Origin of the sequence: Massilia sp. CFBP9012 (assembly GCF_034045115.1) — a bacterium.
In the GTDB taxonomy this organism is placed as follows: domain Bacteria; phylum Pseudomonadota; class Gammaproteobacteria; order Burkholderiales; family Burkholderiaceae_D; genus Telluria.
Genome location: NZ_JAXCWM010000006.1, coordinates 232,527 through 251,109, shown reverse-complemented (window position 1 = coordinate 251,109; position 18,583 = coordinate 232,527). Strand labels below are relative to the sequence as shown.

Annotated in this window: 20 protein-coding genes; 9 read left to right on the top strand and 11 right to left on the bottom strand. The window is 63.4% G+C overall.

Annotated features, from left to right (window positions below; genetic code table 11):
• Positions 1-355: 355 nt before the first annotated feature.
• The 7 genes from SOM61_RS12085 to SOM61_RS12055 form a co-directional block, all read right to left on the bottom strand.
• Positions 356-742, bottom strand: a complete 387-nt coding sequence (locus SOM61_RS12085) for a GNAT family N-acetyltransferase (RefSeq protein WP_320474327.1) — start codon at positions 740-742, stop codon at positions 356-358.
• 118 nt (positions 743-860) lie between these two features.
• Positions 861-1,637 (bottom strand): foldase protein PrsA, encoded by a 777-nt coding sequence (locus SOM61_RS12080; RefSeq protein ID WP_320474326.1) that lies wholly within the window; start codon positions 1,635-1,637, stop codon positions 861-863.
• Positions 1,638-1,719: 82 nt separating this feature from the next.
• On the bottom strand, positions 1,720-2,499 hold the full coding sequence (locus SOM61_RS12075) for a peptidylprolyl isomerase (RefSeq protein WP_320474325.1): 780 nt from the start codon (positions 2,497-2,499) through the stop codon (positions 1,720-1,722).
• A gap of 106 nt (positions 2,500-2,605) precedes the next feature.
• Complete coding sequence (locus tag SOM61_RS12070; RefSeq protein ID WP_320474324.1) at positions 2,606-2,884, bottom strand: BolA family protein; 279 nt, start codon at positions 2,882-2,884, stop codon at positions 2,606-2,608.
• Positions 2,881-3,516, bottom strand: a complete 636-nt coding sequence (locus tag SOM61_RS12065) for a septation protein A (protein WP_320474323.1) — start codon at positions 3,514-3,516, stop codon at positions 2,881-2,883. The genes SOM61_RS12070 and SOM61_RS12065 overlap by 4 nt, the downstream gene beginning before the upstream one ends.
• 10 nt (positions 3,517-3,526) lie before the next feature.
• Positions 3,527-3,922 (bottom strand): peptide-methionine (R)-S-oxide reductase MsrB, encoded by a 396-nt coding sequence (gene msrB / locus SOM61_RS12060; RefSeq protein ID WP_320474322.1) that lies wholly within the window; start codon positions 3,920-3,922, stop codon positions 3,527-3,529.
• 43 nt (positions 3,923-3,965) lie between these two features.
• Entirely contained in the window at positions 3,966-5,429 is a 1,464-nt protein-coding gene (locus tag SOM61_RS12055; RefSeq protein ID WP_422655577.1) for a protein adenylyltransferase SelO, read from the bottom strand.
• Positions 5,430-5,648: 219 nt separating this feature from the next.
• Here SOM61_RS12055 and SOM61_RS12050 point away from each other — a divergent pair, with 219 nt between their 5' ends.
• From SOM61_RS12050 to SOM61_RS12040, 4 genes are all read left to right on the top strand, one after another.
• Positions 5,649-7,301 carry a 3-(methylthio)propionyl-CoA ligase gene (locus SOM61_RS12050; protein ID WP_320474321.1) on the top strand — a complete coding sequence of 551 codons (1,653 nt, stop codon included), beginning with the start codon at positions 5,649-5,651 and terminating at the stop codon, positions 7,299-7,301.
• Positions 7,302-7,808: 507 nt separating this feature from the next.
• Positions 7,809-7,868: a hypothetical protein gene (locus SOM61_RS26475; RefSeq protein WP_414674980.1), complete on the top strand. Its 60-nt coding sequence runs from the start codon at positions 7,809-7,811 to the stop codon at positions 7,866-7,868.
• A gap of 105 nt (positions 7,869-7,973) precedes the next feature.
• On the top strand, positions 7,974-8,171 hold the full coding sequence (locus SOM61_RS12045; protein WP_320474320.1) for a YqaE/Pmp3 family membrane protein: 198 nt from the start codon (positions 7,974-7,976) through the stop codon (positions 8,169-8,171).
• Positions 8,172-8,265: 94 nt separating this feature from the next.
• Positions 8,266-10,356, top strand: a complete 2,091-nt coding sequence (locus SOM61_RS12040) for a 3-hydroxyacyl-CoA dehydrogenase NAD-binding domain-containing protein (protein WP_320474319.1) — start codon at positions 8,266-8,268, stop codon at positions 10,354-10,356.
• 78 nt (positions 10,357-10,434) lie between these two features.
• Here SOM61_RS12040 and SOM61_RS12035 read toward each other — a convergent pair whose 3' ends face one another.
• The gene (locus tag SOM61_RS12035; RefSeq protein ID WP_320474318.1) at positions 10,435-12,135 is read right to left on the bottom strand and encodes an MFS transporter; all 1,701 of its coding nucleotides are present in this window, start codon (positions 12,133-12,135) and stop codon (positions 10,435-10,437) included.
• A 316-nt stretch (positions 12,136-12,451) separates the two neighbouring features.
• Here SOM61_RS12035 and SOM61_RS12030 point away from each other — a divergent pair, with 316 nt between their 5' ends.
• Genes SOM61_RS12030 through SOM61_RS12020 form a run of 3 tightly spaced genes read left to right on the top strand, consistent with a single transcriptional unit; the run spans position 12,452 to position 14,489 of the window.
• Positions 12,452-12,754, top strand: a complete 303-nt coding sequence (locus SOM61_RS12030; RefSeq protein ID WP_320474317.1) for a Dabb family protein — start codon at positions 12,452-12,454, stop codon at positions 12,752-12,754.
• 29 nt (positions 12,755-12,783) lie between these two features.
• Complete coding sequence (locus tag SOM61_RS12025; RefSeq protein WP_320474316.1) at positions 12,784-13,566, top strand: SDR family oxidoreductase; 783 nt, start codon at positions 12,784-12,786, stop codon at positions 13,564-13,566.
• Between the two features lie 17 nt (positions 13,567-13,583).
• Positions 13,584-14,489, top strand: a complete 906-nt coding sequence (locus SOM61_RS12020) for an SDR family oxidoreductase (protein ID WP_320474315.1) — start codon at positions 13,584-13,586, stop codon at positions 14,487-14,489.
• 205 nt (positions 14,490-14,694) lie between these two features.
• Here the strand turns inward: SOM61_RS12020 and SOM61_RS12015 are convergent, their stop codons facing one another.
• From SOM61_RS12015 to ygfZ, 3 genes are read right to left on the bottom strand one after another with little or no spacing between them, the layout of a single operon-like run.
• Positions 14,695-15,456 carry an NRDE family protein gene (locus SOM61_RS12015; RefSeq protein ID WP_320474314.1) on the bottom strand — a complete coding sequence of 254 codons (762 nt, stop codon included), beginning with the start codon at positions 15,454-15,456 and terminating at the stop codon, positions 14,695-14,697.
• The gene (locus SOM61_RS12010) at positions 15,447-15,737 is read right to left on the bottom strand and encodes a DUF4936 family protein (RefSeq protein ID WP_320474313.1); all 291 of its coding nucleotides are present in this window, start codon (positions 15,735-15,737) and stop codon (positions 15,447-15,449) included. The genes SOM61_RS12015 and SOM61_RS12010 overlap by 10 nt, the downstream gene beginning before the upstream one ends.
• A 2-nt stretch (positions 15,738-15,739) precedes the next feature.
• Positions 15,740-16,810, bottom strand: coding sequence for a CAF17-like 4Fe-4S cluster assembly/insertion protein YgfZ (gene ygfZ / locus SOM61_RS12005; protein ID WP_320474312.1), 1,071 nt, complete (start codon positions 16,808-16,810; stop codon positions 15,740-15,742).
• A 125-nt stretch (positions 16,811-16,935) separates the two neighbouring features.
• On the opposite strand from ygfZ, the gene mltG reads away from it, so the two are divergent.
• Both mltG and tmk read left to right on the top strand, forming a co-directional pair.
• Positions 16,936-17,955 carry an endolytic transglycosylase MltG gene (mltG, locus tag SOM61_RS12000; RefSeq protein ID WP_320474311.1) on the top strand — a complete coding sequence of 340 codons (1,020 nt, stop codon included), beginning with the start codon at positions 16,936-16,938 and terminating at the stop codon, positions 17,953-17,955.
• Between the two features lie 18 nt (positions 17,956-17,973).
• The gene (tmk, locus tag SOM61_RS11995; protein ID WP_320474310.1) at positions 17,974-18,582 is read left to right on the top strand and encodes a dTMP kinase; all 609 of its coding nucleotides are present in this window, start codon (positions 17,974-17,976) and stop codon (positions 18,580-18,582) included.
• Position 18,583 lies beyond the last annotated feature (1 nt).

Here is an 18,583-nt window from a genome sequence, read left to right as displayed (position 1 = left end):
GCGATGCACGCTCTGTCGAGCCTGACGACGATTGAAGGCCATGAGCCTGATCATCGTTCGTCTGATTAGTGCATTGATCATGACGCTATCCACCGCAGGAGCGTTGCGGCGACGGCGCAGATAGAAGGTCAGGTCGACATTCAGGCGCGGCAGCGAGCATTGCGTTTCTCATCGATCCCGAGATTGAGAATTCCGACCCCATGCTTCCTGCCAGAGCTGAGGTTGTGTCCGAATGTCAGACCTGACACTCGCTGTGGCATTGACGGCGCTGCTGGAGAAGCCGCGAGACGCCATGCATGCCGACCTGCTGCGCAAGCGCCTGGCCGAAGTCGACAAGCAGGGCTAGGCCGGGTAGTCAGGGCAGCGGGCGCGCCAGCGTGTAGCGCACGTCGGCAGCGCCGGCGTCGTCCCTGGTCCAGCCCTGACGCGCATAGAACAGGTCGGCCCGCGTGCCGGCGCCGGTGTCGAGTGTGACCTCGACGTAGCCGGATTCGAACAGCCATTCTGTCGCTAGTCCGAGCAAGGCCTTGGCCAGGCCCTTGCCCTCATGTGCCGGATCGACGAACAGTGCCCAGATCGAGCCATCCAGGCTGTTGGCGTAGCTGAACGCGACGGTCACGCCATCGACTTGCGCAATCCAGCCGCGGCCATCCTTTTCCAGAAAATCTTCATACATCTGTGGCGTGACTCGTGTCGGGTCGCGCAAGCGGTTCTCCAGCACCGATAGACGGACGCGCGACATCTGCGGGATATCGGCAATTGTCGCGCGCCGAAAGATGGGAAGAACTGAGTTCATTTGTACTCGCACATAAGAAAAGAGCGCTCCCTCGGGAGCGCTCTTCGATATCGCTAAGCAGCGATTACTGCACCTTGGCCTTCTTGACCAGGCTCTCGCGGTAGGTAGCCAGCTGACGCTGCTGCAGGCCTTCCGCGACTTGCTGCTTGACTTCATCCAGCGCCGGGACCTTGGTCGCGCGCACGTCTTCCAGCTTGATGACGTGGAAGCCGAACTGCGACTTCACCGGGGTCTCGGTGATGGCGCCTTTTTGCAAGGCGACCATGGCTTTCGAGAACTCAGGCACGTAGGTTGCCGGGCTTGCCCAGCCCAGGTCGCCACCGTTCTGGGCGCTGCCGTCTTTCGACTGCTTGGCCAGGTCCTCGAACTTGCCGCCGGCTTTCAGCTTGGCGATGATGTCCTTGGCGGTGGCTTCGGAATCGACCAGGATGTGGCGGGCGTGGTATTCCTTGTCGCCGATCATGGCTTTCTGCTTGTCGTACTCGGCCTTGATCTCGGCATCCTTGACCGGGTTCTTCTTGACGTAGTCGGCCAGCATCGCATTGATGATGATGCTCTGGCGGGCGTTGTCGATGGCCGACTTGACGTCGGCGCGGTTGCCGATGTTCTGCTTGTCGGCTTCCTGGATCAATACTTCACGGCTGATCAGGTCGTTCTTGATCGCGGTGCGCAGCTCAGGAGAGTCGGTGGCGCGGCCCTGGGCGACGACTTGCTTGACCAGCTGGTCGACCCTCGCTTGCGGGATCGCCTTGCCATTGACGGTTGCAGCGTTTTGCGCGAGTGCGGGCAGGGCAACCAATGCGGTCATGGCTAACAACAGGCGGGCTGGCTTCAAAATCATTGTTGAGATCCTATATAAACACGAAAAGTATCGCCGCAGGCGACGAAAGCCGGCGCAAATTCAGCGCCGACGACAGCACATATTACTGCACCTTTGCCTTTTTGACCATTTGCTCCTGATAGTCACGCAGCTTCTCTTGCGACAGGGAGTCGGCGATCTGCGGCTTGACTTCATCGAACGATGGCAGCTTGACCGCACGGGTGTCGTCCAGCTTGATCACGTGGAAACCGGCGTTGGTCTTGACCGGCACGTCGGTGATCGCGCCCTTCTGCAGCTTGGTGAAACCGGCCGAGAATTCCGGCGGCAGGGCGTTCGGGGTGACCCAGTCCAGGTCGCCGCCATTGTTGGCGGTGCCGGTGTCTTTCGAGGTCTTGGCCAGGTCTTCGAACTTGGCGCCGCCTTTCAGCTTGCCGATGGCGGCCTTGGCTTCGTCCTCGGTCGTGAACAGGATGTGACGCACATGGTATTCCTTGTCGCCGGTCTGCGCCTTGAACTTGTCGTACTCGGCCTTGATCTGGGCGTCGCTCACCGGGTTCTTGGCGATGTATTCGCGGGCCAGGGCGTTGACGACGATCGACTGGCGGGCGTTATCCAGCGCTTCGCGCACTTCGGGCTTCTTGTCGTAGCCTTGCTTGACGGCTTCTTGCATCAGCACTTCGCGGGCGATCAGGTCATTCTTGACGGCTTCGCGCAGTTCTGGCGAATCCTGGTTCTGGCCCTGGGCCACGACCTGCTTGACGACGGCTTCGGCGCGCGACGAAGGGATCGCCTTGCCATTCACCACTGCGAGGTTCTGGGCGAAAGCGGGAGCCGATGCAACGGCGACAAGGGCTAACAGCAGGCGAGCTGGCTTAAAGGTCATGTGTGTTCCTGTAGCGGGGATAGTTGCTGGACGAGATTAGATTAGTTCTTTTGACGAGCAGTGTAAATTGTCGGGCAAATTACTTAAAGCTGCCTGAAGCCGACGCTCAGGCTAGCTCGGAAGGCGCGACCGCATGGATGGCGAGCGCGTGGATTTCCGCCTTGTTGATCATATCGTGAACGGCATCATACACAAGACGATGGCGCATGACTAGCTTGAGGCCCTCAAAGCGGGACGACACGATTTTGACCGTGTAATGGCTGCCCCCGGTGTTGCCGGCGTGGCCGGCATGCAGGTGCGAGTCGTCGATGATCTCGAGCGATGCCGGGGCCAGCTCGGCCTCGAGAATGGCGCGCAGGCGAGTTTCGCGGTCGATGGTGGTCATGCTTCTTCCTCCTTGATGTATTTCGAAAGCATCATCATCTGGATCACGATGAATCCGAACATGATGCCGGTAAAGCCGAACAGCTTGAAGCTGACCCAGGCGCTGGTGTCGTTACGGAAGACCACGAAAGCCATCAACAAGTTCAGCAGGCCCATGCCGGCGAAGAACAGGATCCAGCTGTAGCCGAGCCGGTTCCACACCAGATCGGGCAGCTTGATATTGGCCTCCATCACGGAGCGCATCAGGTTCTTCTTGTAGAACACCTGCGCCACCAGCAGGGCGACGGCAAAGGCCCAGTACAGGATGGTCGGCTTCCATTTGATAAACAGGTCGTCATGGAAATAGATCGTGGCGCCGCCGGCAACCAGGATCACGGCCATCGACAGCCACAGCATATTGTCGACTTTGCGGCCGCGCACCAGCAGGTAGCCGACCTGCAGCGCGGTGGCGACGATCGCCACTGCCGTGGCCAGCAGGATCGCCGACTGCGCGGGGGGCACCGCGCCGCCCGCGATCAGGCCACCCAGGTACTCGACGGCCATGCGATGCGCCCACTCCTGGTTGCTGTCGCCGTACTTGTAGACGCCAAAGAACAGGAGGACCGGGAACAGGTCGAACAGAAATTTCTTCACCGCGGCACCCTCAGATCGGTTCGAACCGCATCGAGGCGGAATTGATGCAATAGCGCAAGCCGGTCGGCGGCGGGCCGTCCGGGAACACGTGGCCCAGGTGGGCGTCGCACACGCCGCAGATGACTTCGGTGCGCACCATGCCGTGCGTGCGGTCGACCTTCTCGATCACATTCGCCGGGTCGAGGGCCTTGAAGTAGCTGGGCCAGCCGCAGCCCGAGTCGAACTTGGTGTCCGATTCGAACAGCGGGGTGTCGCAGCACACGCAGTGATAAATGCCGTGCTCGTGGTGGTCCCAGTACTTGCCGGTGAAGGCGCGCTCGGTGGCGGCGTGGCGGGTCACCTGGTACTCCGTCGGGTCGAGCTGGTCGCGCCACTCGGCGTCGGTCTTGGTCACTTTGTCGGTCATGATTCTCTTTCGTGGTGTTGATGGGGCGAAGCACGGGCGAGGCTCAGGAAGAGCAGCTCACCTCGAGGTGGGCCGCCCAGTCCGGCGGCAGGGCCGCATAGGATTCGTTTTCAGGCTGCTCGTCGAACGGACGTTCCAGCACGGCCAGCAGCTTGTGTACGCCGCTGAAATCCCCGTTCTGGGCCTGTTCGATGGCGATCTGCGCCAGGTAGTTGCGCAGGATGTATTTCGGATTGGCCCGGTGCATGGACTCGCGCCGGGCCGCATCGACACTGCCTTCCTGGCGCAGACGGGCGCGGTATTCGGCGACCCAGGCGTCGAAGGCCGCACGGTCGATGAACAGATCGCGCAGCGGTTCATCCAGGGCCGGCTCATCGAGGCGCAGTTCGCCCAGGCCGCGGAAGAACAGCGTGAAGTCGGCGTGATTGTCCTGCAGCAGCGTGAACATATTGTCGAACAGCGCCGCATCGCCGTCGCGCGTTTCCTTCAGGCCAAGCTTGGCGTGCAGAAGGGTGTCGAGCTGGCGGCCGAACTCCGGGCGATAGAGGTCGAGCGCCGCCTCGGCCGCCTCGGGCTCGCCGATCAGCGGCAGCAGGGCATTGGCCAGCGCATAGCAGTTCCAGTGGCCCACCGGCACCTGGTTGGCATACGAATAGCGGCCGCCCTGGTCGGTGTGGTTGCAGATGTGCTTGGCATCGAAGGCTTCCATGAAGCCGAACGGGCCGTAATCCAGGGTCAGGCCCAGGATCGACATATTGTCGGTGTTCATCACGCCATGCATGAAGCCGACCGCCTGCCAGTGCGCGATCATGCGCGCGGTGCGGCGGGTGACTTCGGCCAGCAATTCCTGGTAGGGGTTGGCGGCGCCCTGGAATTGTGGGTAGTACTGGCGGATAACGTAGTCGGCGAGCGTCTTGAGCTCGGCCTCTTTCCCTTGCGAGGCCCAGTGCTCGAAGGAGCCGAAGCGCACGAAGGTAGGCGCCATGCGCGTGACGACGGCGGTACTTTCCATGGTCTCGCGCGCCACCTGTTGTGGCGAGCCGGTGACCATCAGCGCGCGTGTGGTCGGGATGCCGAGGGCGGCCATGGCTTCGGAACACAGGAATTCGCGGATCGACGAGCGCAGCACAGCGCGGCCGTCGCCCATGCGCGAATACGGCGTGCGACCGGCGCCTTTCAGTTGCAGCTCCATCGGGCCGGTCGGCGTGGCGAGCTCGCCCAGCGTGATTGCGCGGCCGTCGCCCAACTGGCCGGCCCAGACGCCGAACTGGTGGCCGGAATACACGGCGGACAGGGGCTGCGAACGTGCAGCGACCTTGTTGCCAGTAAAGACCTCGACAAAATCAGGACGCGCGAGATCGGCCGCATCCAGCCCGATCAGGGCGGCGGCAGGGCTGCTTGCCGCCACGAAATGGGGCGAAGGCAGCGGCGTCGGCATGAGGCGCGTGTAGAACGCCGGTGGCAATTCGGCAAATGAATTGTTCAGTGGAAGTTCGTCGGCAGTGATGGCAGTGTCCGTAGCAAAGTGATCAAGATTGGCGGGATTTTACCGCACCAGGCCGATTCTATTCGCGCACCCGTGCGGCGTGGGCCGGCGTTACATCCGGTAACCGCTCGTTGCCGATCTGGCTCAAGGAGTTGATGCGCTGCATCATCGAATCCGGTTGACGAGTGCACGATGCGAGGATGACACTTTCCAGGTTGCCATTCTAGTCACGGAGACGCGATGCATGACTATCCAATAAGTCCCTTGCAAGGCCAGATGATGGATCAACCGCTGCTGATCTCGGGCATTCTGGAGTTTGCGGCGCGCCATTACGGCGATACCGAGATCGTCTCGCGCCGGGTCGAGGGCGACCTGCACCGCTACACCTACCGCGATTGCGCGCGCCGCGCGCGCCAGCTGGCCAACGCCCTGGGCGCGCTGGGCATCGGGATGGGTGAACGCATCGCGACGCTGGCCTGGAACGGCTATCGCCACCTGGAACTCTACTATGGCGTATCCGGATCGGGCGCGGTGTTGCATACGATCAATCCGCGCCTGCATCCGGAGCAGATCGCCTATATCGTCAATCACGCCGACGACCGCGTGCTGTTCTTCGACCTGACCTTCCTGCCGGCCATCGAAGCCATGGCGCGCCAGTGCAAGACCGTCAAGGCCTACGTCGCCCTGTGCGGCCGCGAGCACATGCCGCCGGCGGGCGCGATTCCCGGCCTGCTGTGCTATGAAGACCTGATCGAACAAGAGTCCAGCGACTACGACTGGCCGCAGTTCGACGAGCGTTCGGCGGCGGCCCTGTGCTATACCTCGGGCACGACTGGCAATCCGAAGGGCGCCCTGTACTCGCACCGCTCGACCGTACTGCACGCCTATGCCTCTGCGATGCCGAACGCCCTGAGCGTCTCGAGTGCCGATGTGGTGCTGCCGGTGGTGCCGATGTTCCATGTGAATGCCTGGGGGCTGCCGTACTCCGCACCGCTGGCGGGCGCCACGCTGGTGTTTCCGGGACCTGCGCTGGACGGCAAGTCGCTGTATGAACTATTCGAGGCCGAGGGCGTGACCTTCTCGGCCGGCGTGCCGACTGTCTGGCTGGGTCTGATCAACCACGTCCTGTCCAATGACTTGCAGTTCTCGACCTTCCGCCGCACCGTGATCGGAGGCTCGGCCTGTCCGCCGGCCATGATGGATGCCCTGATCGACCGCCTGGGAGTCCAGGTGGTGCACGCCTGGGGCATGACCGAGATGTCGCCGCTCGGCACCGCCTGCAACCTGCTGGCCAAACATAGCGACTTGCCGCAGGAGGCGCAGCGCGCCGTGCTGAGGAAGCAGGGCCACGCGATCTATGGCGTCGACATGAAGATCGTCGACGACGACGGGACTGAACTGCCATGGGACGGCGCGACCTATGGCCATTTGCTGGTCAAGGGGCCGTGGGTGGTATCCGGGTATTTTGGCGGGGAGGGCGGCGACGTGCTGCGGGATGGCTGGTTCCCGACCGGCGACGTGGCCACGATCGATGCCGACGGCTACCTGGCGATCACCGACCGCAGCAAGGACGTGATCAAGTCGGGCGGCGAATGGATCGGCACGATCGACCTCGAGAACGTGGCGATGTCGCACCCTGCGGTGCTGCAGGCGGCCTGCATCGGCGTGCAGCATCCGAAGTGGGCCGAGCGGCCCTTGCTGGTGGTGGTGCGCCGGCCCGGTATGGAGGTCTCGCGCGAGGAGTTGATCGACTGGTTCGGCGGCAAGGTGGCCAAGTGGTGGACGCCGGACGACGTGGTGTTCGCCGAGAGCCTGCCGGTGGGCGGCACCGGCAAGATTCAGAAGAACAAGCTGCGCGACGCGTATGCGGGGCACCGCTTGCCGACTGCCTGAAGCGCGGATGGCATCAAGTTAGCCTTGAAGCCGTCGTTGCTGCCAGTGGCAGCATCGACCTACTGCGCTGGCCACTGCCGCCTGGAATATTTATACGCAAAGTATGCCCGTCATCCCCGCGCAGGCGCACTGGTGTCCGGAATATTTATACGCAAAGTATGCATCGTCATCCCCGCGGAGGCGCACTGGTGTCCGGAATATTTATACGCAAAGTATGCATCGTCATCCCCGCGAAGGCGGGGATCCAAGTGAAATCACAGAATGTTCATGCTCTTGCGTTGCCCGAACGTTCATCAGAGGTCGATTTTTAGGGCACTGGCCATGCACAATTGGGTTCCCGCCTCCGCGGGAACGACGTGGATTAGCCTATGAATCGGCCACTTGGCGCACGGCGGCAATGGCTTCGATCTTGATCATCGTGGCCGGATCGTACAGGGCCTTGATCGACGTCTATCCCGGTACCTCGCTCTATCCCTGGCGCCGCAGGACAAGGCGCGCGCCCGCCAGGTGCAGGCGTGGATCAGGAGCGACTTGATGCCCATCCGCCAGGAGCGCCCGCCGCTCTAAGCGCCTATCCAGCATGCGCTGCGAAGCGCCAATCGGAACACGGCAAAGTGCGCATGGCAGTTAGACTGTTATCACTTTTGATAACTTTTGCTCACAGGATTTTCCATGCGCCTGCTCATCGCCCTCATCCTCCCCTGGCTCACCTTCTTCACCATCGGCCGCCCGATCGCCGGCATCATCTGTCTGATCCTGCAAATCACCCTGGTCGGCTGGCTGCCTGCCGCGATCTGGGCCGTCTACGCACTGAGCCAGTACAAGACCGACCAGAAGATCGAACGGGCACGCCAGCAACGCGATTTCTGACCTCCATCGGCCGTTGCCTGAATAGTACGTTCGTGCATTTTCTGCGGTATAGTGGTCAGCTCAGCCAGCACCACCTACAAGGAGAAGCAGAGACATGAGCGCCGACTACCAGGTCCACGGCAGCGTTGCCGTCATCACCCTGAACAACCCGCCGGTCAACGGTCTGGGGCTCGCGACCCGCAGCGCCGCCGTGCAGGGCGTGCAGGCGGCCGAGAGCGATCCGGCGGTGAAGGCGATCGTGCTCACGGGCGCCGGCAAGGCCTTCTCGGGCGGCGCCGACATCCGTGAATTCAATTCTCCGAAGGCGCTCACCGAACCGACCCTGCATTCGCTGATCCGGGTGGTCGAAGGTTCCTCCAAGCCGGTCGTGGCGGCGATCCACAGCGTGGCCATGGGCGGCGGCCTGGAGCTGGCGTTGGGCTGCCACTATCGCGTGGCGCTGCCTGGCGCGCAGATTGCGCTGCCCGAAGTGAAGCTGGGCCTGATCCCGGGCGCCGGCGGCACCCAGCGTCTGCCGCGCCTGCTCGGCCTGGAAAAAGCGCTGGGCATGATTGTTGGCGGGATCCCGGTGCTGTCCGAAAAGCTGGCTGGCACCCCGCTGTTCGACGAGGTGTTCGCGCCCGGCGCCGAGCTGCTGCCGGCCGCCATCGCCTACGCCGAGCGCATCGCCGACCTGCGTCCGCTGCCGAAGGTGCGCGACCGCGCGGTCGAACATCCCGACGCCGCCGGCTTCCTGGCCTCGGCGCGGGCCCAGGTCGATGCCGCCGCCGGCCCGTTCCCGGCGCCGCGCGCCTGCGTGGAAGCGGTGGCGGCGTCGGTGACGGCCGACTCGTTCGAGGACGGCCTGCGCTTCGAGCGCGAGCGCTTCATTCAACTGACCACGACGAGCGAATCGAAGGCGCTGCGCCATGCCTTCTTTGCCGAGCGCTCAGCCGGCAAGGTGCCGGATGTGCCGGCCGACACGCCGCTGCGCCGCATCGCGACCGCGGCGGTCGTTGGCGCCGGCACCATGGGCCGCGGGATCGCCATGAACTTCGCCAACGCCGGCATTCCGGTACTGCTCCTCGAAACGAAGCAGGACGCCCTGGACCAGGGGCTCGCGGCGATGCGAAGGATGTACGAAAGCAGCGTCCACAAGGGCAAGCTGCAGGCCGAACAGCTCGAGCAGCGCATGGCGCTGGTCAGCGGTACGCTGTCCTATGACGCCATCGCCCAGGCCGATATCGTGGTCGAGGCGGTGTTCGAGGACATCGGCGTCAAGGAACTCGTGTTCCGCGAGCTGGACAAGGTCATGAAGCGTGGCGCGATCCTGGCCACCAATACCTCCACGCTCGACGTGAACCGGATCGCCGCGTTCACGCGGCGCCCGCAGGACGTGATCGGCCTGCATTTCTTCAGCCCCGCGCACGTGATGAAGCTGCTCGAGATCGTGCGCGGCGCTCAGACCGGCAAGGACGTGCTGGCCACGGCGCTGGCGCTGTCGAAAAAGCTCAGGAAGACCGGCGTGGTTTCCGGCGTGTGCGACGGCTTCATCGGCAACCGCATGCTGGAGCAGTACCTGCGCCAGGCTTACTTCTTGCTGGAAGAAGGCGCGCTGCCGGAGCAGGTCGACCGCGCGATCGAAGCGTTCGGTTTTGCCATGGGGCCGTTCCGCATGAGCGACCTGGCAGGCAACGATATCGGCTGGCAGATCCGCAAGCGCCGCGCGCTGGAGTCGCCGGGCTTCGCGTATTCGAAGCTGCCCGACCTGCTATGCGAACAGGGACGTTTCGGGCAGAAGACCGGGGCCGGCTGGTACGACTACCGCGCGGGCGAACGCAAGGCGCTGCCGTCGGAGGGGATAAACGATATGGTCGTGCAGCACTCGGCCGACATTGGCGTGCCGCGGCGCGCGATTGCGGACGAGGAGATCGTCGAGCGCCTGGTGTACGCGCTGGTAAATGAAGGCGCGAAGATCGTGGAAGAAGGCATTGCGCTGCGCGCTTCCGACGTCGACATGGTCTATCTGAGCGGGTATGGCTTCCCCTTGCATTGGGGCGGACCGATGTTGTATGCCGATAGCGTCGGCTTGCCGAAGGTGCTGGCGGCGGTCGAAGGATTTGGGCGCGGGCGCCAGGGCGAGGCGTGGCAGCCGGCGCCGTTGCTGGCGCGGCTGGCGCCGCTCGGCCAGGGCTTCAACGGATAAGGGGCGAAGCCGCTTTCGTCGACTCGAAAAAAATGCCGCTGGCTAGCCAGCGGCATTTTTCATTTGGTACCCGTCATCTCAGTCGTTCGCGTAAATATTATTGTCCTTGGTCTCCCGCACGAACAAGGCCCCGATCACGAAGGTGATCAGCGCAATGACGATCGGATACCACAACCCATAATAGATGTCGCCCTTGAACGCCACCAGCGCGAAGGCCGTCGTCGGCAGCAGGCCGCCAAACCAGCCGTTACCGATGTGATACGGCAGGGACATCGAGGTATAGCGGATCCGGGTCGGGAACATCTCGACCAGCATCGCCGCGATCGGGCCGTACACCATGGTCACGTACAGCACCAGGATGAACAGGAACAGCACCAGCATCGGCTTGTTGATCTGCGTCGGATCGGCCTTGTCCGGGTAGCCGGCCGCCTTGAGGGCGCCGTTGACCTCGGCCTTGAGCGCGGCTTCGCTGGCCAGTGAAGCCTTGTCGAAGTTCAGGTTATCCGGCGTCATGACGGCGTTGAAGGAGCGGTACTCGGTGTCGCCGATCTTGATCGTCGCGACGGTGCCGGCCGGCGCATCGATGCGGTTGTAGCTCACCGAGGCGGCAGTGAGCATGCGGGTGGCGATGTCGCACGAGTTCGGGAATTTCTTGGTGCCGGTGGCGTCGATCTGGAAGCTGCAGGTGTCCGGATCGGCCACTACCACGACTGGCGCGGTCTGCAGCGCGGTTTCGAGCGCCGGGTTGCCGTAGTGGGTGATGGCCTTGAAGATCGGGAAGTAGGTGGCGGCGGCGATCACGCAACCACCGAGGATGATCCACTTGCGGCCGATCTTGTCCGACAGCGCGCCGAACACGATGAAGAACGGGGTGGCCAGCAGCAGCGCGATGGCGATCAGGATGTTCGCGGTCGGGTCGGCGATCTTGAGCGTCTTGGTCAGGAAGAACAGGGCGTAGAACTGGCCGGTGTACCACACCACGGCCTGGCCCATCGTCAGGCCGAGCAGGGCCAGCAGGGCAACCTTGGCGTTCTTCGGCCTGAGGAAAGCTTCGGACAACGGCGCTTTCGAGGTCTTGCCTTCGGCCTTCATCTTGGCGAAGGCCGGCGATTCGTTCATCGACAGTCGGATCCAGACCGAGATGCCGAGCAGCACGACCGAGATCAGGAAGGGAATACGCCAGCCCCAGGCCTGGAATTCCTCTTCGCCGGTCAGGGTGCGGGTGCCCAGGATGACCAGCAGCGACAGGAACAGGCCGATCGTGGCCGTGGTCTGGATGAAGGCCGTGAACAGGCCGCGCTTGCCATGCGGCGCGTGCTCGGCCACGTAGGTGGCGGCGCCGCCATACTCGCCGCCCAGCGCCAGGCCTTGCAGGATGCGCAGGGTGACCAGGATGATCGGCGCAGCGATGCCGATCTGCGAATAGCTCGGCAGGATGCCGACCAGGAAGGTCGAGGCGCCCATCAGCAGGATGGTCACCAGGAAGGTGTACTTACGCCCGATCATGTCGCCCAGGCGGCCGAACACCAGCGCGCCGAACGGGCGCACGATGAAGCCGGCTGCAAAGGCGAGCAGGGCGAAGATGAAGGTGGTGTTGGGGTCGCCGATGAAGAACTGCTTGGCGATGATGGATGCGAGCGAACCGTAGAGATAGAAGTCGTACCATTCGAAAACGGTGCCGAGGGAAGAGGCGGCGATGACTTTGCGCTCTTCCTTGGTGAGTCCGGCGGAGGTCGGTGCAGCTTGTCCTCCGACAGTATTGCCGGGTGTGATAGCCATGGGTGTCTCCGTAATTAATTTTGTGTAACCGGAAATGCTGATTGTTGGTCAGCTAACTTAAATGTGCTCCCGAATCCTTACGCGAATCTTGCATGCGGCTTACATAAAGCTTACGCACTCCTTCTGATGCTCCCCTTTCTCATGTAAGACGACACCCCGCTCATAGGAGAGAATCATCCTATCCAGTGTCAATATGAATTTGGCATTTTTTCGCGAACGGTCGTGCTGTCGCTATGCTATGCTCGATCGGCGTCTCGTCCCCGCGCAGGGGGGGCGTGGAAGACGATCACCCACTATGGATAGAACAGGAAAGAGCATGATCAAGCACATCGTGATGTGGAAGTTGAAGGAACAGGCTGAAGGCGCGGACCGCGTGAGCAATGCGCACGAGATGAAGCGCCGGCTCGACCAGTGCGCGACCATCGTGCCGGGCATCCTGACTTTTGAAGTCACCTTGGCCCAGCCCGACCTCGAAGCGACCTATGACGTGGTGCTGTATTCGGAATTTGCCGACCGCGCCGCGCTCGACGCTTACATCAAGCATCCGACCCACCAGGCGGTCGTGCCCTTCATCGGCGCCATCCGCGAAGGGCGCCAGTGCATGGACTACGAGGTCTGAGCCTTCCATCACAATAATCAGGAGACCGCATGCGCACCACGCAGGAGCTGTTTTCACTGAAGGGCAAGACCGCCATCGTGACCGGCGGCTCGCGCGGGCTCGGCCTGCAGATGGCGCAGGCGCTCGGCGAGCAGGGCGCGCGGCTGGTGATCTCGTCGCGCAAGCAGGAGGAACTCGATGCCACCGTGGCCCAGCTGCACACCCTCGGCATCGAGGCCAGCTGCTTCGCGGGAGATCTCTCGGACCCTGGCCAGGCGCAGGCGCTGGTTGAACAGGCGATCGCGCGCCTCGGGCACGTCGACATCCTGGTCAACAATGCGGGCGCCACCTGGGGCGCACCGGCCGAGGACTATCCGCTCGAGGCCTGGGACAAGGTGATGAACCTGAACGTGCGCTCGATCTTCCTGGTGTCGCAGGCGGTCGGCAAGCTGTCGATGATCCCGCGCCGCTACGGCCGCATCATCAATATCTCGTCGATCGCCGGCCTGGCCGGCAACCCGCCCGATGCGATGCAGACGCTGGCGTACAACACGTCCAAGGGCGCAGTGGTAAATTTCACCCGTACGCTTGCCGGCGAGTGGGGACGCTACGGCATCACGGTCAACTCGATCGCGCCGGGATTTTTCCCGTCGAAGATGACGAAGGGCGTGCTCGCCACCTATGGCGTCGATGGCCTGGCGGCCGCGGCGCCGCTCAAGCGCCTGGGCGACGACGAAGACCTGAAGGGCGCCGTGGTGTTGTTCGCTTCGGATGCGGGCAAGCACATCACCGGCCAGGTGCTGGCGGTGGATGGCGGGGTGACGGCGGTCTAGTTTAAGGAGGGGCAGGGATGGACGAGTTTCACGGAAAGGTTGCGGTCATCACGGGCGCCGCCAGCGGCATGGGGCGCGAGTTCGCCAACCTGGCCGCGAGCCTGGGCATGAAGCTGGTGCTGGCCGATGTCCAGCCCAAGGCCCTCGAAAAGGCGGCCGATGAACTGGCAAAGCAGACCGAGGTGCTGGCCATGGTGTGCGATGTGCGCAAGGGCGAGCACGTGCAGGAACTGGCCGATTCGGCTATGGCGCGTTTCGGCGCGGTGCACCTGGTGTTCAACAATGCCGGCGTGGGTGCCGGCGGGTTGGTGTGGGAGAACACCGAGGAAGACTGGGAGTGGGTGCTGGGCGTGAACCTGTGGGGTGTGATCCACGGCGTGCGGGTGTTTACGCGCACGATGCTCGAATGCGCGGCGCAGGATCCGGGCTATCGCGGCTGGATCGTCAATACCGCTTCGATGGCGGGGCTGCTCAATTCGCCGGCGCTGGGCATCTATAACGTGTCCAAGCATGCGGTGGTGTCGCTGACCGAGACCTTGTATCACGACCTCAAGCTGGTCGACGCGCCGATCGGCGCCTCGGTGCTGTGCCCGTATTTCATCCCGACCGCGATCGCGCAGTCGCACCGCCACCGGCCGGACGAATTGCGCACCGACGAAATCATGACCGCGAGCCAGATCGCGGCGCAGGCGCTTACCGAAAAGGCGGTCGGTTCCGGCAAGGTGTCGGCGGCGGACGTGGCGCGCCTGACCTTCGACGCGATCCGCGAAGAGCGCTTTTATGTGTTTTCGCATCCGCAGGCGTTGGGGGCGGTGGCTGAGCGCATGGATGCCTTGGTTCATGCGCGGCAGCCGGCGGATCCGTATGCGGCGACGCCGCATTTGAAAGAGATTTTGAAGGCGGGGATGAAAGGGCGACATTAGGTCGCGCTTTCAGGGCGACATTAGGTCGCGCTTTCAGGGCGACATTAGGTCGTGCTTTCGACGCTGCGGTAAATACTTGGGTTCTCGCCTGCGCGGGAACGACGTGCTGGCGATACCAATGATGCGCAACGACGCCACTAGCCCGGAGACCGTCGTTCCCGCGAAGGCGGGAACCTAAGCTCGCTCGCGTCAACGCAACACCGAATCAAGCCGCAGCCACAACCCCCGGCTGCACCACCCGCTCATGCAACTCCGGCCCCGCATCCCGATACAGCTTGACCACGGTCGAGGTGCGCGTGCCATATTCCGGCGACTCGATGCACACCGGCGACAGCATGCGCTCCATCTCGATCGGCACGCCGGTCTCCGGCAGCCGCACGTCCGGTGCGCGCGTGGTATCGGCCAGCATCTCGAAATACGCATCCTCGGGCGCCCCCTGGCACAGCAGGCTCGCGAACTGGGCCTTGGTGCGCAGCACCTTGGGCCACGGCGTGTCGAGCAGGCCGTTGGAGATGCCGTAGATGCGGCCCCGTTCCAGAGGCTGGCCGTTGCGCGGGTCGGCATCGCCGCGGTTCGAGTACCAGTACAGGGTCTCGCGGTCGCCCAGCACCAGGTTGTAGCCGTTGTACAGGTCGGGACGCGCCGCCAGTTCGGCCACATAGGCTGCCGCATCGAGCTCGCCGCGCAGGTAGTCGGCCACCAGAGCGCCGCGCGACGGTGCGTCCGTGCGGCGTTCCTGAGGACCGCGGATATTGGTCAGCGCCGCGAAGCGCGGGCCGTTGGGGCCGGTGACCGACACGCCCATCCAGCTGCCGCCACCCTGCAGGTCGCGACCCGCGATCACGTGCGGCGCCTGCGGCCAGGGGCCGGCCGGGGCGGCGGGGCGGTCATAGAATTCGTCGCGGTTGGCGGCCGCGATGACGGGCATGCCGGGAACGACGTGCCAGGCGAAGACGATCAGGCACATGGCGGCAAGTCCGTGAAAATTTCGAGGCGGCGCGGCCCGGCGAGCAGGGCCTCGATGCCGGCGTCGACGACCGCCCGCCTCAATACCGCATCGAAAGCGTCAGTCACGCCCGGATAGACTTCCATCCAGGTCTGCAGGCCGTCCTTGTCTTCGGGACGGCGCTTGAGCTGCACCTGCACGCCCGCGTCCTGCGCCAGGTGGCGCCCCATCGCGTGCACCAGCGGCGCCAACCGGGCGGCATCGATGCTGCGCACCTTGTAGTAGACGTATAGGTCGACCATCGCTAGTCGTCGATCGCGTCGAGGCTGTAGGGCATGGGTAGGAAATGCAGCGGTGCGCCGGTGGCCGAGCCCAGGCGCACTTCTTCACCCAGTGCCGCCAGCTTGATTTCGACCAGCGCATCGGCGCCGCCACGGCCGTTCGGCGCGGCGTTGACCACCATGCCGCAGGGTTGATCGGGGTCCGCCGCAGAGAACACTTCGTCGCCGGCACGCGCGGCGGCATTCTCGATGCCGGCCAGCGCGGCGCGGCGCTTGATCTTGCCCAGGTATTTGGTGCGCGCGACGATTTCCTGGCCCGGATAGCAGCCCTTCTTGAAATTGACGCCGCCCAGCAGTTCGAGGTTGATCATCTGCGGCACGAACTGTTCTTGCGTCGCGGCGCTCACTTGCGGCTCGCCGGCGTGGATGGTGGCCAGGCGCCAGGCCTGGTTGCCGCCCAGGGCCAGTTCCTGTTTGAGCGAAGGCAGCGCGGCGCTGGCTGCTTCGCTCGACGTGATCCACAGGTAGCGCGGCGCTTCAAAGGCGTCATGCAGACGCAGCACGGTGCCGAACTCGCCGCTGGTCTTGCCCATCGGCGCGGCTGGCAGCGTATTGACGAAGCGACCGAGCGCCGCTTGCGCCTTGGCGCCGCCGAGGCCGAGCAATGCCGCGAAGGGCGCTTCGTCGGTGGCGTCACGCAGCTTGGCTTTGCTGCGCAGCACAAACATCGACAGGCGCTTTTGAAGCGGCGGCTGGATGACGCGCGGCAGCTGCAAATAGACGGTATCAAGCCCGGCATCGGTGTCGCGCCACATCAAAAAGCTCGCTTGCAGGCGGCCTTTCGGCGTGCAGAAGCCGGCGAAGCGGGCCTCGGTTTGCTGCAGGTGCTCGACGTCGTTGGTGAGCTGCGCATGCAGGAATTTCGCGGCCTCATCGCCGGCGACGGCGATCAGGCCCTGGTCGGTGACGGTGGCGACAAAACCGGCCGCGAGCGCGTCAATATCCAGGGGCGCGCCGAAGTCCTCGACCTGGGTGGCTTCGTCGAGATGGAAGCGTGCGCCATGCGTGGCGAGGTGTTCAGTCCAGTTACTCATGAAATTCCGAAATATTTTGGCAATTAGGCTTTATCATTACGGCCTCATTATAGAGTTGTCGGGGAAATCGCGCCGGGAGCGCCGCAATCCGCATTTGCATCCGTGTTTGAACCCGCACACACCACATGGCATTCATAAAAAAATTACTCGTTACCGGCGTCGTGGTCACGCTGGCAGCCGCAGGCGGATTCTCCTGGTGGACCAAGCACTCGCTGACCACGGGCGGTGAACCGATCGAATTCACGATCAATCCCGGCAGCGGCGTGGCATCGAGCGCGCAGCAGATGGTGGCGGCCGGTGTGCCGATCAACCCGACCATGTTCGTGCTGCTGGCGCGCCTGACGGGCGACGCCGCGCGCATCAAGGCCGGCAGTTATGAACTCAAACCCGATACCAGCCCGCGGCGTCTGCTGACCCAGCTGGTGCGCGGCGAGTTCGCGCAAGAAGCGATCGTCATCATCGAGGGCTGGACCTTCCGCCAGATGCGCCAGGCCATCAGCTCGCACAATCGTCTCAAGCACGATACCGTCAAGCTCTCCGATCAGGAAGTGATGGCCAAAATCTCGACCGAGTTCAAAGACCCTGAGGGCATGTTCTTCCCGGATACTTACCTGTTCGCCAAGGGCTCGTCGGAAATCGAGATCTACCGGCGCGCGCACCAGGCGATGATCGACCACCTGAACGCAGCCTGGGAAAAGCGCGACAAGGAGCTACCGTACAAGACGCCGTACGAGGCCCTGATCATGGCTTCGATCGTCGAAAAGGAAACGGGCCAGAAGAGCGAGCGCAATATGATCGCCGGCGTGTTCGTCAACCGTCTGCGTACCGGTATGCTGCTGCAGACCGACCCGACCGTGATCTACGGCATGGGCCAAGCCTATGCGGGCCAGATCCGCAAGAAGGACCTGCTGACGGATACCCCTTACAATACCTACACGCGCGGTGGCCTGCCGCCGACGCCGATCGCGCTGCCGGGGTTGCAGTCGCTGAATGCGGCGCTTGCGCCGGCCGAGACGCCGGCACTGTATTTCGTGGCGCGCGGCGATGGCACCAGCCATTTTTCGGACAACCTGCTGGACCATAACCGCGCGGTCAATCGTTTCCAGCGTGGCATCACCAACGGGCCACTGACTCAATCCCACTAACACGAAGCAAGGCAGCACATGCAGGGCAAGTTCATTACATTCGAAGGCATCGACGGGGCCGGGAAATCGACACATATCGGGTTCGTCACCGATTTCCTCGAGTCGCACGGCAAGACCGTTGTCTCTTCACGTGAACCCGGTGGCACGCCGCTCGGCGAGAAGTTGCGCGACTTGCTTTTGCACGAAAAGATGGACCTGGAAACCGAGGCGCTGCTGATGTTCGCAAGCCGACGTGAGCACATCGCGCAGGTAATTGCGCCCAACCTGGGTGAAGGCAAGTGGGTACTGTCGGACCGCTTCACCGACGCGAGCTTTGCCTATCAGAGCGGTGGCCGCGGCCTGGCGCGTGCCAAGATGGAGGCGCTGGAAGCCTGGGTTCATGCCGATCTGCAGCCCGACCTTACCCTCCTGTTTGACGTGCCGCTCGAAGTGGCGCGTCAGCGCCTGAATGCCACGCGCACGCTCGACAAGTTCGAGCGCGAGCAAGCCGATTTCTTCGCCCGCTGCCGCGCCGAATACCTGCGCCGCGCGGAACAATTCCCCGAGCGTTTCGTCGTGGTCGACTCGACCAGGAGCATTGCCGATATCCAGGCCAGCCTGGCCCAGGTTCTGGAGAAATTGTTGTGAC